Raw genomic sequence first — 13548 nt, forward strand, 5'->3', positions numbered from 1 at the left:
GCCTATCTGGCTAGGACCTCTTCAAGCTGTTTCACCAACGTCCCGCGCTTCTCGGCACCCAAGCCATCGAGATTCTGTTGCCGCCATCGCACGGCGGGCAGATCGGCGGCGGCACCCAGGCCGATAGCGGACCAATCGGGCGCGCCCTGTTCGAACGCCAACAGAAATTGGCGGTGAGCATCGGGCATCGAGCCGACGATCTCGCTGACCAGAGCTTCACGAGCCGCCAGAAGATCGTCGAGTTCGACCGCTTGCCGCGTCATGCCGACGAAGCCGCGCTCGAACTCAGCCTTGATGTCCTTGCGCCGAACCGTCAGCACCTCGGCCATGGGGCGGTCGTGGCTGATGAGGTAGACGAGAAAGGCCAGGCGCAGCGCCTCGTCGATACCTTCGTTCGCCAGGAGATCGCGCACGCCGAACAGGTCGCGCGGATGCTGCCGGTCGAGCGCGGCGACGATCTTCCCGGCGTAGAGATCAGGGAAGGAGACGATCTGCATTTCCGCAAAACCGAACTCGTCTTCGACGCTGGGTGAGACCGGACGCATCTCGGGCTCGAACACGCAGCCCCGCAGGACCGGCGTGACCTCGATCTTGATCTGCGCGCCATCGCCGCGGACGACGAGCTTGGTGACGACATTCTCGCGCGAGCGCGAAGGTGCGACGCGGGCGCCACGGACAACTTCGGTGATGCGCTCGGCGATGCGCAGCATCGCCACATCGATTGCGGTCAGCGAGGTCCTGCGATCCTGAACCGGCAGATAGGTGAGGTCGATATCCACCGAGAGCCGAGGCAGGTCGCGGATGAAGAGATTGATGGCCGTGCCGCCCTTCATCGCGAAACACTCTTCCGCCGCGACGGAAGGCAGCGTGCGGATCAGGAGCGCGACCTGGTTGCGGTAGGCATCAGCAAAAGCCATCAGCGTGCCTCGTCCAGCTCTTTCGGCACGGTGATCTGGTAAGCGGGATCGAACTTCCCTTCCTTGACCAGCATGCGCTTGCCCGAACCCAGGTCGATCGCTGCACGTTCGACGTGCTTAAGCCACGCGTGGCGATGCCGATCGGCAAAGAAGAAGAAGAGACGCTTCACCTTCACGCTTCGGCAGCGGACAAGCAGCTTCTGCAGCCGCCGCGGAGCAAGGTCGCTCAGTCCCTCCATCAGCACGTCAACCTGATGGAAGCTTTCATGATCTGGCAGTTCGTCGAGAAGCTCGAGGATTGCACGTTCAGGTGCCGAAACCGTCAGTGGCCAATCCCATTGTCCCCAGGCAAGCGAGCGCAATCCGGCATCCTGGACAGATCGACCGTCCTGCTTGCCGGCGTGATCCGGAACGAGGAGAGGGAAGGTAACCTCCTCAAGGTCGCTCCCGAAGAGCGGCACGCTGTTGCGGTAGACAAACCGCTCCCCAAGCGGCAGCGTGGCGAGCCAGTTCGGCGGTTTCGTCGGCCCGTGAAGGTGGATTTCAGAGCTGCCTTGCGAGAGGTAATGGGCATAGCCCAGCAGTTCGAGGGCCGTCCGGCCACCGACGGCAAGGCGATGGCCGAGCAGCGTCTGCAGCGAGATGACAACCTGCTGCCAGCTCAGCTGTCCGCGCGGTCGTCGATAGACCCGGCGTGCCGGCTGTTCGAGCCAGCCCGAGGAGACATATTTGGTGCGCAGGGAGGTGGAGTAGCCGCGAGCGGAAAGCCAAGCAGAGTCCACGAGCAGGCCCTCTGGGAGGAGGCGCTCGAGCTGTTTCAGCTTTCCTGCTTTTTGCTCACTCATGGTGAGCTTTTTAGCGCATATTCAAACCAAGCGCCAGTTTGAAGATATGTCAGTTAGCGTCATACTGGTTAGTAAACTTAACACCAGTCAAACTAAGCGCTTTCTGTCCTGGCGACGTCGGCGCAAGGATCGCACGCCCACAAGGTTTGGCCGCTTGGCTATCGGAAGACACATGAGATCAAACTCGCGCATCGTTGACTCATCTACCAGATCAGCTTTGTGAAGCTCTGCCACAACCTTATGGACCAAGGACAGAATATCGCTTCCGGGCTTGCCCCTCATTTTGAAATTCCATTCGATAAGCTGGTTTCGGCGAGCGGGCCCACGCTCCTGCTTCTAGGGCGAAACTGTATCACTTGTGCGGACGGCGCCTCGCCACGCATCAGCGCTGCGATGTGATCGCCCACTCGGTTCGCCGCCTCGATCAGCAGGCTGTCCACGCGTTTCAGGATATAGCCACCAGTCACCCCGTTTACCCGATGACCCAGCATCGCAGCGATGGTCGGGAGTGTTGCACCGAGCTGCTCCGCAATACCCGCAAAACTGTGGCGAAGGCTGTGCAAGGTCACAGCGTCAAGCGGGCCAGCCTCAGGGATCTTCTCGCCGCAACGCTTTGCTGCGGTCTCGGCCGAAAGGCGTGCCGTTTTCTGAACCGTCTCCCAAAGACCAGGCAGCCCTTGGTAACCCTTTTGCTCAGGCCCAGCAGCGAACACATGGTCTGAGATCGGCTCCAAACCATCTATCACTGCAAATGCAGCCCGGCTGAGCGGCCGTAACGATGCGCCGGTCTTGGTGTCGCCGAGGGCGAGACAAGTTCCCAGAGCATCTACTTCATCCCACCTGAGCTGCTGACATTCGCCACGCCGGACGCCGCTCAGCGCAATGAAGCGAATGGCGGCGATACCAATGTGGCTGTGCCTGGGTGCTCCGTTGCGGTCCCGCTTCTGCTCGAGTGTGCGAAGGGCATCTGCCAATGCACGATACTGATCGCCGGTCAGGAGTGCCTTCTTCTGCGCGTCCGCAAAACGGCGAACCCCGCGTACGGGATTCTGCTCGACATGCCCGTGATCGATGCCCCAGGCGAAGATAGCGCCAAGCAGCCCCAACGTTCGCGTTAGCGCACCCTTGCCGCCTTTCACGATCGACCGGCGCCGTGGCCCGAGTTTCTCGTCCCTGATGCTCTTTCCGGTCACGACGCCTGTCTTGAACAACTCTATGTCTGTTCGCGTAACTGCCTTAGCCTTGAGCTGTCCCAGCAGTGGCTTGATATGTGCATCGATGCGGGATCGATCCGTTGACAACGTGCTTTTCTTCTTGGGTAAGCCCTTGCGGCCCAGAACCAAGCCAGCCGTGGCTGCCTCCATATAGAGGTCGCAGAGTTGGGAGACGGACATCGCATTTCGCAGCTCATGCCGCAGCGTCGCGGGATCCTTGCCTTCCACGACCTTGGCAAGTTCGATCTTGGCGAGGTCGCGTGCCCGCTCTGCAGTCAGCGGACCATAGGTGCCAATCCTCAGCCACCGCTGGCGTCCGCTGCGGGTGCGGAACTTGACCACAAATGTCCTTCGTCCGGACGGGAACACCCTGACGCCGAACCCTCTAAGCTCGGTGTCCCAGTAGAGGGTTCCAGTCTTGGCGCCATCCGGCCGAAAACTCTCGATTGCGCGTTTGGTGAGCTTGGGCATGTCTCTCTCGCGATTGGGCAGTTGCAACCATAATGCAACCAAACGGGGTCAAGCTCAAGGCAAGAAACGGATACAGTCGGCGGTGTACGAATCCATAAATCCTTGATTTCGTGGTAGTTTCGGATGTCGCAGCGTACCACGGCGAAAGCGATGGAGCGCCCTCCGAAGGCAGAGGTCACAGGTTCGAATCCTGTCGGGTGCGCCATCTTTTCAATATCCTAGCCAGCCTCCGCAGACTAATCCGAAGTGTGCGGCCCCAACCGCCGAAAACTGTTGACGAAGACCATCAAAAGATCGTCGCGCCGCACGAAATAGGAGAGGCCGATCTGGTCTGGTGGTCCGTTGCCCGGAAGCCCGAGGAGTTCACGAAACACAGCCTCCGCTCATGGTGTCGTAGGTCGTATGGTTGCCGGTGGTGTGCCAGATCGGGGTCTTTGTCCGATCAAGCCATCCCATTTCCGTGTCGAGCCAATGCCGCCACTGTTTCCGCAGGGTAGCGGCATCCGGTACGAGACCGATGATTTCATCGCCCGGAAACAGAATGAACTCGGGCCGTGGACGTAGCCGCCTGACGACGGCGTTCACCGAGGCGAAGGTCTGTTCGTGCAAGGCATGCGGCACGCCCGAGCACGAGTCGCCATACAGCAGGAACTGGTGGCCTTTTCCGCGCGCAGAAGGGCGGGAATGGAATCGCGCATCGTCCCAAGCCGACCGGCAGCTTTATGGAGTTGAACAGACTGCCGCCCAGGCCTGATCTCTGTAGCGGTCGATCGCTTCCTTCAGTCCAGCGACGCTTGGCCCGTGTTTAAGGATCGCGCGCGAGACCGATGGGATCGTCCTTTGGATCGCACTGCCGAATTTTGCTTTCACATCCGCGATCTCGGCGCCTTGGGCACCGACCCCCGGCGCCAAGACGAGTGAGGGGGGTAGGCGATCGAGGATGGTATTGTCCGCTGGATCGATCGTCGCGCCAATGACAGCGCCGACATGTCCGACCGTCTTGCCCGATCTTGCATTGATGGCGGTGATGGAGTCGGCGAGCGTCTCCGCTACGGTTCGGCCGTCGCCGTGACTGGCCTTCTGCAGGGAATGGCCATCCGTATTTGACGAGCGCACCACCACAAACACCGCTGCACCGCAATGTACCGCCCTGTCGAACACCGGTTGCAGCGCATCGAGGCCAAGGTAAGCCGTTACCGTCATTGCATCACCGCCGAAGCCGCTATCTTCTCCGAGCATCGCGCTCGCATATCCCGTCATGGTTCTGGAGAAGTCACCTCGCTTGCAATCAATCAGGGCGAGAGACCCTTGACTCTTCGCACGCGCGATGGAACTCGCCATGACCTCCATGCCGCCGGGGCCGAGACGCTCGAAGAAGCCGCACTGTGGTTTCACGACCGAGATGCGATCACTCGCTGCATCGAACACCGTTTCGCAGAACCAGCGCATTCCCTCCACCGTGTCGTTGAGCCCCCAGTGCCGGATGAGGTCCTCGGAAGGATCGAGTCCGAGAGAAAGGGGGGAGCGCTCCTGGGACAGTTCAACAAATCGTTCCGCAAAGCTTCGTGGAGATGGCCGCTGTCCTGTTTCCGAACCTCCTTGGAATATTGCTGACGGTCTCACTCGGTCCTCACTAGAACAGGAGATTTGGAAGGAATGTCGACAACCATGGGACATAGCTGACTAGCACAAGCACCAGCAGGTTGACGGCGATGAACGGCATGATTCCTGCAACGACCTGTTCGACCGGACGTCCGAGGGTCGCTGAGGTTACAGCCAGGTCCAGTCCAACCGGCGGCGTTATCATCCCGGTGCAGACATTCAGCGTTACGATCATACCAAAATGGATCGGGTCGATTCCAAGAGCGGTTGAAACGGGAAACAGCGTCGGCAGGAAGATGACCATGATCGAGTTCGGATCGAGAAACATGCCGCAGACCAGAAACAGGATGTTCACGCAAAGCATGAACACCACCCAGTTGACGTCGTTGTCCTGGATCAGCGCGAGCAATGTGCGGTCGAACCCTGCAAGTGTGATGAAATAGGCGAGAAGCGCACCCATCGCGAGCAGGATGAAGATCACGCCGGTCGAGACAGCGCTGTCACGCGCGATCGAGAAGACCTTGCGCAGGGACAGCGAGCGGAAGATGAAGACTTCCACAATAACCGCGTAGACTGCTGAAACAGCCGCAGCCTCGGTCGCGGTGAAGATGCCGCTGAAGATTCCGACGAGGATGATGGCTTGCATCAGAAGTGCCCACAACGCGTCGACGAAGGCAGACCACCTGCCGCGCCAGCCAACGCGCTCGACGCCGGGGATACCCTTGCGCCAGGCGGTATACGCGACCAGCGCCATGAAGCCGAGGCCGAGAACGACGCCGATCATCATGCCGGCCGCGAACAGCGAGGCAATGGAGGTGCCGGTCAGCCAGCTGTAGACGACGAAGGTGATGGAGGGCGGGATAAGCAGCGCACATTCGGCGCTGGATGCGATGAGCCCCAGGCTGAATCGCTCGCTGAAGCCGGAACGCCTCAGTTCGGGGTAGGCGACGCGCCCCATCGCCGCCACGGTGGCGGGAGCCGAGCCGGCTGCGGCGCCGAATACCATGCAGGTAACGACCGTGGAATGGCCGAGCCCGCCCTGGCGATGGCCGACGAGGGCCCGGAACAGGCCGGCAAGCTGCCCTGCCATGCGGCCTCGCGCCATCAAGTCGGCGGCGAAGATGAAGAAGGGAATCGCCAGGAGCGTGACGACCTCAACGCCGCCAACCAGCCGCTGCCCGATAATGAGATCGGGCATCATCGGGTACATCAGGAACTTTGTCAGGACCGCCGGAATACCGAGAACCAGGAAGATCTCGGCGGCTAGCGCGAGAAGGATCGCCGCAAGAAAAAAGAGCAAGACAACCATGGAATCGCTACAGGTGATGCATGGGATCGATCTCGCGCGCGAAGCGGTCCGACCATCCGAACAGTTCGACCAGATATTGCGCCGCCATCAGCAGGAACCCGACGGGCATAACCCAGTAAAGCCAAGCTACCGAGAAGCCGAGGGTCGGGCTTGCCTGACCACTACGCGCTACGAAGAGCGTGATCTCCCAGCCCACCTTGACCATGTAAATGCTGAAGACCAGGCCGAGCAGGTTGATGAGTGTCTTGACACCACGCTGGGCGGGAGGCGGCATCCGGTCGAGGAGCATGCGCATGCCGATGTGGCGGCCGCCCTCGAGCGCCAAGCCGATCGCCAGGAAGACGATCCAGACCAGCCCGAACAAGGAGATCTCGTCAATCCACGCCAGCCGCGGCGCGAGTGAAGGCATGATCTCGCGCACCAAGACGTTGCCCGCGTAGCCGAAGGTCGTGGCCAACATAAGCAGGCCGAGCAGGACACCCTGCACGGCCTGCACGCGCCTGAGGGCGGCGACAACGCGCGCGCCCATCATCCAGCGAACTTCTTGTACTCGGCGTCGTAAATCTTGAGGACTTCCTCGCCTTCCGCACCGGCGAGCGCAATATAGGCATCGCGGGCCTTCGGCGCGGCTGCATCGCGTAGCTTGTCACGCTCGGCCTCGTTGGCGACGCGCACATTGACACCAGCTGCCTTGATGGCCTCAAGCGCGGTGCTGGCCGACTCTTCCTTCATCTTCTCGACCTCGGGACGAACCTCGTTGAAAGCCTTGGCGATGACGTCCTTATGGCCATCCGGTAGCGCCTGCCACCAGGTCGGGTTGAACAGCACGAAATCTTCCATCGCACCATGCTCGGTGACCACGAGGTTCTTCTGGACCTCATGGAACTTCATGGTGGTGATGGTATCGAGCGGGTTTTCCTGGCCGTCCACCAAACCGGTCTGTAGCGAGGTGTAGAGCTCGCCGAAATTGATGGCGACGGCGGTGGCGCCCAAGGCGGCGAACTGATCGATAAGGATCTTGGAGTCCATGACCCGGAACTTCTGGCCCGCCAGTTCGACCAGATTGTCGAGTGACTTGTTCGATGTCAGGCTCTTGCGGCCGTTGGGCCATTGGGTGAGCGCGTGCAGTCCGCGCTTCTCGAAGCTCTTGAGCAGCGCCTGGCCGAACGGGCCTTCGCGCAGTTTCTGCGACATTTCGCGATCGGTTGGCAGGAGGTAGGGAACGTCGAGGACCGACACGACCGGATTGAAACCGCCGAGGAAGGCGGCCGGCTGGACGGTGCATTCGATGGCGCCGAACTGTGTGCCCTCAATCATCTGGCGCGCATTGCCGAGCTGAGACTGCGGGTAGAGTGTGAACTCGACCTCGCCACCTGTGCGCTCCTTCACCAGCGCCCCGACTTTCTCCAGACCCTTGTGGCGCGGTTGCGCCGGCGATTCGAGATGCGCGACCTTGACCGGATACCTCGCAGTCTGGCCGAAGGCGACCTTCGGCATGATAGCCACGGCGGCCGCCAGCGTCCCCGACTGCAGGATTGTCCTTCTAGATACCATTGTGTTCACCCTCTTTATGATTGTCTAATTTTTGAGAAATGATCCATATATTGAGGACCCTGTCAACGCCCGTTCGGAAGGTAGCTGACGATCCGATCAGTCGGCCGGCACGAGTTCCGCGAGCCCGATTCTGTTCATCAGTTCCAATAGCTCTCCAGCTTCGCCGGGCTTGAGTTGGGTGGCTTCGCGAACGTAGCCGGTAAGACTGTACACAGCCTGGTTTGCGGTGGACAAATCCAGCGGTTCTCCATCGTACAGGTCGGCGAAGCGGCCGGCCAGGTCAGCCAACAGTCTCAGAAGACCTGCATGCTGGCCATCCTGGGATCGAAGCGCGAGAGATCTATGCTGGAACTCGTAGAAGGTGGCAACGCCGCCTTTCTGCATCTCCAACCATTGCAACAGATCCGAAAATTTCTGCTGCGACCGGATTTCGCATTCAACGTCCGCGGCTCGTTCGGTGTTCATTTTGCAATCCCTTCCAGTTGCGGATCGTCACTCACTGACTTCTCCAATGGACCAGGCCAGCCATTCACCGCCACGAAACTTCGCGACTTCACTCCTTCCGACCTGTAGAGAGCGATCGCTGAGGTCGCGCCGTCGGTGCAGCGTGATCGTATCGTGGTTGACCGGCAGGCCGTAAAAGCTTGGCCCGTTGCAGGACGCGAAGGATTCCAGTCTGCAAAGGGAGTCCTCTTCATCGAAGACCTGTGCATAGGTCTGGAGAGCGGTGGGCCCGCAGAAAATGCCGGCCGAACAGCACTCTGCCTGCTTGGCCTCCCGCAGGTGCGGCGCCGAATCCGTGCCAAGGAAGAAGCAAGGTTCGCCGGAAACCGCGGCGCGCCTCAGTGCCTGGCGATGGTGCTCGCGCTTGGCGACTGGCAGGCAGTAAAAATTGGGTCGCAGGCCGCCTTGAAAGAGCGACGTGCGGTTCAGCACCAGGTGGTGGGGCGTTATTGTCGCCGCCATACGGGTCGCATTCTCGCGGACAATGGCCACGCCTTCCACCGTCGTGACGTGCTCGAGGACAATCTTGAGACCCTGATGTCGCTTGATGAGTCGCTGCAGGCTGTTCTCGATGAAGAAGCTCTCGCGGTCGAAGATGTCGACCGCCGGGTCTGTCGCCTCGCCATGGATGAGAACGGGCATTCCGATCCTCTCCATCCGCTCCAGCACCGGTCCGATCCGGGCGAGGTCCGTCACCCCATGACTGGAATTCGTGGTTGCGCCAACCGGGTAAAGCTTGCACGCCACCCAGACGCCCTCTTGGAACCCGGCTTCCACCTCGTCGGCGGACGTCTCTTCCGTCAGATAGCAGGTCATCAATGGCGTGAAGTCCGACCCTTCCGGTCGCGCGGCCAGGATGCGGTCACGGTATGCCCGAGCGGCTGCCACGGTCGTGATCGGCGGAGTCAGATTTGGCATGACGATGGCGCGGGCGAACTGCGACGTCGTGAAGGGCAGGACCGCCTTCATCATGTCGCCATCGCGCAGATGGACGTGCCAATCATCCGGACGTCTGATCGTCAGGGTCGTAACGGCGCTGGCTCCAAGCTGACCAAACATCTTTTCAGTGTTCATTGCATCGCCGCCTCTCGGATCGCGGCGTGCATCACATCGATCCCGGCAATCAGGTCGGGCAGGTCCATCGCTTCGCGCGGATTATGAGAGCCGTTCTGGTTGCGCACGAAGATCATGGCGCTTGGAACGCCTGCATTCGCGAATACCGCGGCGTCGTGGCCCGCGCCGCTGGCAATCGCCTCCGAGGGCAAGTGCAGGCTGGCTGCCGACGCTGTCAATCGCTCAACCCACTCCTTATCCATCGCCGCGCCGGCGGCCTCCACCTTTTCGTCGAAACGGAAGGTGACTCCGCGCTCTTTCGAGACGGCGGCACATTCGGACAGGAAGAGTTCGTAGGCCGCATCGAGTGTGGCCTTGCTCTGGCTGCGCACCTCAAAGGCGAAACGGACAAGTTCGGGTATGCGGGCGATGGCATTCACTTTCGCATCCGTCGCGACGATGCCCGACGTGAGGACCAGGTCGTGCCCACGCTCGAGCAGCGTTCGCCAGTGCGCATCGAGATGCGTGATCAGTTCGCACATCCCGAACACCGCGTCGTGGCGCAGCCATCTTGGCACGGCGCCGGAATGACCTGCCTGGCCGATGCATTCGACGGCGCGATGCCTGATGTTCCCACGAATGCCCGTGACGATGCCGATCGGGAGGTTGCGCGCGGCGAGCACCGGCCCCTGCTCGATATGGAGTTCGACCCAGGCAGCGACTGATTTCGGGTCAAGCAAGACTTCGCGCGCCGCAATCCGGTCGACGTCGATCCCGACGCCGCGCATGCAGTCGCGCAACTGACGACCGTCATTCTCGGCCTTGGTGCCCAGGTCGGATGGCGTCAGCTTTCCAAAGAGACAACTTGACCCGAGATAGGGCTTGCCGAACCGGGCGCTCTCCTCGCCCCGTAGCGCATAGAGCTTGATGGTTCGGCGCAATGGCGCGTTCACCGCTTTCAGCCTGCGCATGACGGTGAGCGCCGCGATCACGCCGGCGGCCCCGTCGAAATTGCCGCCCTGCGGCACCGAATCGACATGTGAGCCGCAGGCGATGAAGGGCAGATGGTCTTCCAAACCGGGAAGCGTGGCAACGAGGTTGGCAGCAACGTCGCGCTCGGTGTGAAGACCAATGCGCTGGGCCTCCGCCTCGATCATGTCGAGGGCTTGGGATTCCTTTTCGGTATAGGCGAGACGACTGATACCGACGCCATCGAATGCCGCCCGCCTGAGCGCGTCGAAAAGGCCCGCCACCTCATCGCGCTCGGTTGGCCTGCAGTCGGGATCGCGAGCCGCCGCTGCAATCATTGCGCGGGCTCCATCCATGCCATGTCGGGCTCGTCGCTCTCTTCCACAAGCAGAGCTCCGGATAGATCGCTGATCCTCGCTATGTCTCTGTGCATGCAGAATTGCTCGAGTCCCTCGATCACGCGAAGCATCGCGTCCGGCTGGATGAAGGTCGCGGTGCCAATCTGCACGGCACTCGCCCCGGCCAGCATGAATTCCACCGCGTCCTCCGCGTTGGAAATACCGCCGCAGCCGATGATCGGGATGTTTGCCACTCGCGCACACTGGTAGACTTGCCGAAGGATGATCGGCTTCACCGCAGGCCCCGAAAGACCGCCCATGATATTGCCAAGGCATGGCCTGAACGTCTCCAAGTCAACGGCCATAGCGAGGATGGTGTTGGCGACGACGAGGGCATCGGCGCCGGCGTCTTCGGCGGCGCGTGCCACCGAAGCGATGTCTCCGGTGTTGGGGGTGAGTTTCGCCCAAACCGGCAACGTCGTCGCCTGACGCAGGGCCGCAGTCACACGTGCGGCCGAGTCGGGACTCATCGCGAAGGCCTTTCCGTCCTCCTCGATATTGGGACAGGATATGTTGGCCTCAATCGCCGCGACGCCCGGCACCGAAACCGCCTCTGCCAGCGAAGCGAAACCCTCCACCGTCGGTGCCGAGATGCTGACCACGAGAGGCGTCGAATGGCGCGCATAGAGGGGAAGTGTTTGCTCGACGAAGTGATCCAATCCCTTGGATGGGATGCCGATCGAATTGATCATGCCATCCGGCTGCTCGACCACACGCGGCAGCGGGTTGCCGGCGCGGACCTCGCGCGTGATGGTCTTGGTGACCAGCGCCCCCAACCTGTCGAAATCGATCACTCGGTCGAGGCCTTCGGCGAAGGTGCCGGACGCGGGCATGACGGGGTTTCGGAGGCGCAACGAACCAACATTGACGGAAAGGTCGACGCTCATGGCATCGCCTCCGCGAGGTCAAAGACGGGACCATCCCAGCAGACGCGCCGGCTCAGGATCTCGCCCTCGACGTTGAAGTCGCGTACACAGCAATAGCAAAGGCCGATCCCGCAAGCCATTTGCTGCTCCAGTGCAACCTGACCAGGAATCCCGAACTCGGCCGCAAGGCGCTGCTGGACACGCATCAGCCGCGACGAGCCGCAAGTGAAGAAGGCGTCACAGGCTTGTCGGGAGATGAGCCCGCGCAGAATCTTCTCGACATTGGCGGGACCGCTGGTCGCCTCCATGTCCGTAACACCGATGACGTCCGCTCCATAGTTGTGGAACAGATCGACCGAAACCAGGAGATCCGGGCGGCGCGCACTCAGAACTGCCGTCACGTGGATACCCACATCAGCGGCAGCGCGGGCCAGCGGAGCAAGCGTGGCAAGGCCTGCGCCGCGCCCCACGACGACGATGTGGCGCCATTGCCGATCGAGGGTGAAGCCTACGCCGAGAGGGCCGAAGACATCTATCGAATCCCCGACGTCGAGCGTCTCCAGCCCGCGTGTCCCAGCTCCTGCAATCTTGTACAGAAACTCGATCCGACAGGGAGCCGTAGTTGTCGCGTATATGCTCATGGGGCGGCGCAGGAACGGCTTTTCGCCCGGCGGTTGCGGACAGAGCAGTTGGAAGAACTGCCCCGGCTGCGCGCCGGCGGCGAGCGGTCCGCACGACAGGGCGAGGTGCCGATAATCGCCCGCGATCGCCTGGTTTGCGACGACTGTCGCGATCTCAGACGCAGCCTTCGGCTGCCATTGCTTGACAGTTCCCGTTTCGACTTGCTGTCCCGACCTTTGGAGCATCCTGGAGCCACCGCGAAAAAGGCGAAACTGACATAGCCAAATCTCATTTGCAATATGTAGTCTCTTTTTTTAGATAATTTTACGTATCACATCATTTCTGATATCGTTCCTCACAGTGGAGATTTGTCGCAATTCATGAAATCACCGTTGACGGACGGCCGCATCGCAGACAGAAGAGGCCGTTTGCACCCGACAAGCGCCCACCTCTGACAACACCGTGCCGGTGAATGCCGACGCACAGCCGTGGAGAACGACCGATGCCAAGCCTCTACACGCCCGTCGACAAGGAGACGATCGCCAGGGAAGCCGCCAAGATGCTGCTCGAAATCAAGGCGGTCCATTTCTACGACGAGAAGCCGTTTTTCTTCACTTCGGGTTGGGCGAGCCCGGTCTATATCGATTGCCGGAAGATCATTTCGTACCCGCGGTTGAGGTCGTCGCTGATTGACTTCGCCGCGGCAACCATCGTCCGCGACATCGGCTACGAATCAATCGACTGTGTGGCAGGCGGCGAGACCGCTGGCATCCCCTTCGCGGCTTGGATTTCCGATCGTCTGATGCTGCCGATGCAGTATGTGCGAAAGAAGGCCAAGGGTTTCGGCCGCAACGCACAGATCGAGGGCGAGATCGCCTCGGGCGCCCGGACGCTGCTCGTCGAGGATCTGGCCACGGACGGGCGCAGCAAGGTCAACTTCTGCCAAGCGTTGCGTAATGCTGGCGCCCACGTCGACCATTGCTTCGTGCTGTTCTACTACGACATTTTCCCCAAGAGCCGAGAGTTGATGGAGGAACTGGGCGTTCATCTCCACTACCTCACCACCTGGTGGTACGTGCTAGAAGTTGCGAAATCGAGCGGCCATTTCGAACCAAAGGTCTTGGCTGAGGTGGAGCGATTCCTGAACGAGCCGGCGAAATGGTCCGCCGCGCATGGCGGCATCTCGGAATTCGGCAAGGAAGGCTAAAAGCGACGCGTCGCCTAT

At 61.0% G+C, this 13548-nt stretch carries 13 protein-coding genes; 1 reads left to right on the plus strand and 12 read right to left on the minus strand.

Annotated elements, in window-relative coordinates:
- Positions 1 to 2: 2 nt before the first annotated feature.
- The 12 genes from JN280_RS03860 to JN280_RS03915 all read right to left on the minus strand — a co-directional run bounded on the left by JN280_RS03860 (position 3) and on the right by JN280_RS03915 (position 12568).
- Positions 3 to 917, minus strand: a complete 915-nt coding sequence (locus JN280_RS03860) for a nucleotidyl transferase AbiEii/AbiGii toxin family protein (RefSeq protein ID WP_202310190.1) — start codon at positions 915 to 917, stop codon at positions 3 to 5.
- Positions 917 to 1762 (minus strand): type IV toxin-antitoxin system AbiEi family antitoxin domain-containing protein, encoded by an 846-nt coding sequence (locus JN280_RS03865; RefSeq protein ID WP_202310191.1) that lies wholly within the window; start codon positions 1760 to 1762, stop codon positions 917 to 919. The genes JN280_RS03860 and JN280_RS03865 overlap by 1 nt, the downstream gene beginning before the upstream one ends.
- A 278-nt stretch (positions 1763 to 2040) precedes the next feature.
- Positions 2041 to 3447 (minus strand): tyrosine-type recombinase/integrase, encoded by a 1407-nt coding sequence (locus tag JN280_RS03870; RefSeq protein ID WP_202310192.1) that lies wholly within the window; start codon positions 3445 to 3447, stop codon positions 2041 to 2043.
- A 720-nt stretch (positions 3448 to 4167) separates the two neighbouring features.
- The gene (pyrF, locus tag JN280_RS03875) at positions 4168 to 5124 is read right to left on the minus strand and encodes an orotidine-5'-phosphate decarboxylase (protein ID WP_244742925.1); all 957 of its coding nucleotides are present in this window, start codon (positions 5122 to 5124) and stop codon (positions 4168 to 4170) included.
- The gene (locus tag JN280_RS03880) at positions 5081 to 6358 is read right to left on the minus strand and encodes a TRAP transporter large permease (protein WP_202310194.1); all 1278 of its coding nucleotides are present in this window, start codon (positions 6356 to 6358) and stop codon (positions 5081 to 5083) included. Before JN280_RS03880 ends, pyrF begins: the two co-directional genes overlap by 44 nt.
- Positions 6359 to 6365: 7 nt before the next feature.
- Positions 6366 to 6890, minus strand: coding sequence for a TRAP transporter small permease (locus JN280_RS03885; RefSeq protein ID WP_202310195.1), 525 nt, complete (start codon positions 6888 to 6890; stop codon positions 6366 to 6368).
- A complete protein-coding gene (locus JN280_RS03890) occupies positions 6887 to 7912 on the minus strand; it encodes a TRAP transporter substrate-binding protein (protein ID WP_202310196.1) in 1026 nt (341 codons plus the stop codon). Before JN280_RS03890 ends, JN280_RS03885 begins: the two co-directional genes overlap by 4 nt.
- Before the next feature lie 96 nt (positions 7913 to 8008).
- Positions 8009 to 8377, minus strand: a complete 369-nt coding sequence (locus JN280_RS03895) for a hypothetical protein (protein WP_202310197.1) — start codon at positions 8375 to 8377, stop codon at positions 8009 to 8011.
- Between the two features lie 27 nt (positions 8378 to 8404).
- Positions 8405 to 9490: a dihydroorotase gene (gene pyrC, locus JN280_RS03900; protein ID WP_202310198.1), complete on the minus strand. Its 1086-nt coding sequence runs from the start codon at positions 9488 to 9490 to the stop codon at positions 8405 to 8407.
- On the minus strand, positions 9487 to 10776 hold the full coding sequence (locus JN280_RS03905; RefSeq protein ID WP_202310199.1) for a Zn-dependent hydrolase: 1290 nt from the start codon (positions 10774 to 10776) through the stop codon (positions 9487 to 9489). Before JN280_RS03905 ends, pyrC begins: the two co-directional genes overlap by 4 nt.
- Positions 10773 to 11723, minus strand: coding sequence for a dihydroorotate dehydrogenase (locus JN280_RS03910; protein WP_202310200.1), 951 nt, complete (start codon positions 11721 to 11723; stop codon positions 10773 to 10775). The genes JN280_RS03905 and JN280_RS03910 overlap by 4 nt, the downstream gene beginning before the upstream one ends.
- A complete protein-coding gene (locus JN280_RS03915) occupies positions 11720 to 12568 on the minus strand; it encodes a dihydroorotate dehydrogenase electron transfer subunit (protein ID WP_202310201.1) in 849 nt (282 codons plus the stop codon). The genes JN280_RS03910 and JN280_RS03915 overlap by 4 nt, the downstream gene beginning before the upstream one ends.
- Positions 12569 to 12825: 257 nt before the next feature.
- Between JN280_RS03915 and JN280_RS03920 the strand changes: the two genes are divergently transcribed.
- Positions 12826 to 13530, plus strand: coding sequence for an orotate phosphoribosyltransferase (locus JN280_RS03920; protein WP_202310202.1), 705 nt, complete (start codon positions 12826 to 12828; stop codon positions 13528 to 13530).
- Positions 13531 to 13548 lie beyond the last annotated feature (18 nt).

The organism is Mesorhizobium sp. L-8-10, from assembly GCF_016756635.1.
Classification (GTDB): domain Bacteria; phylum Pseudomonadota; class Alphaproteobacteria; order Rhizobiales; family Rhizobiaceae.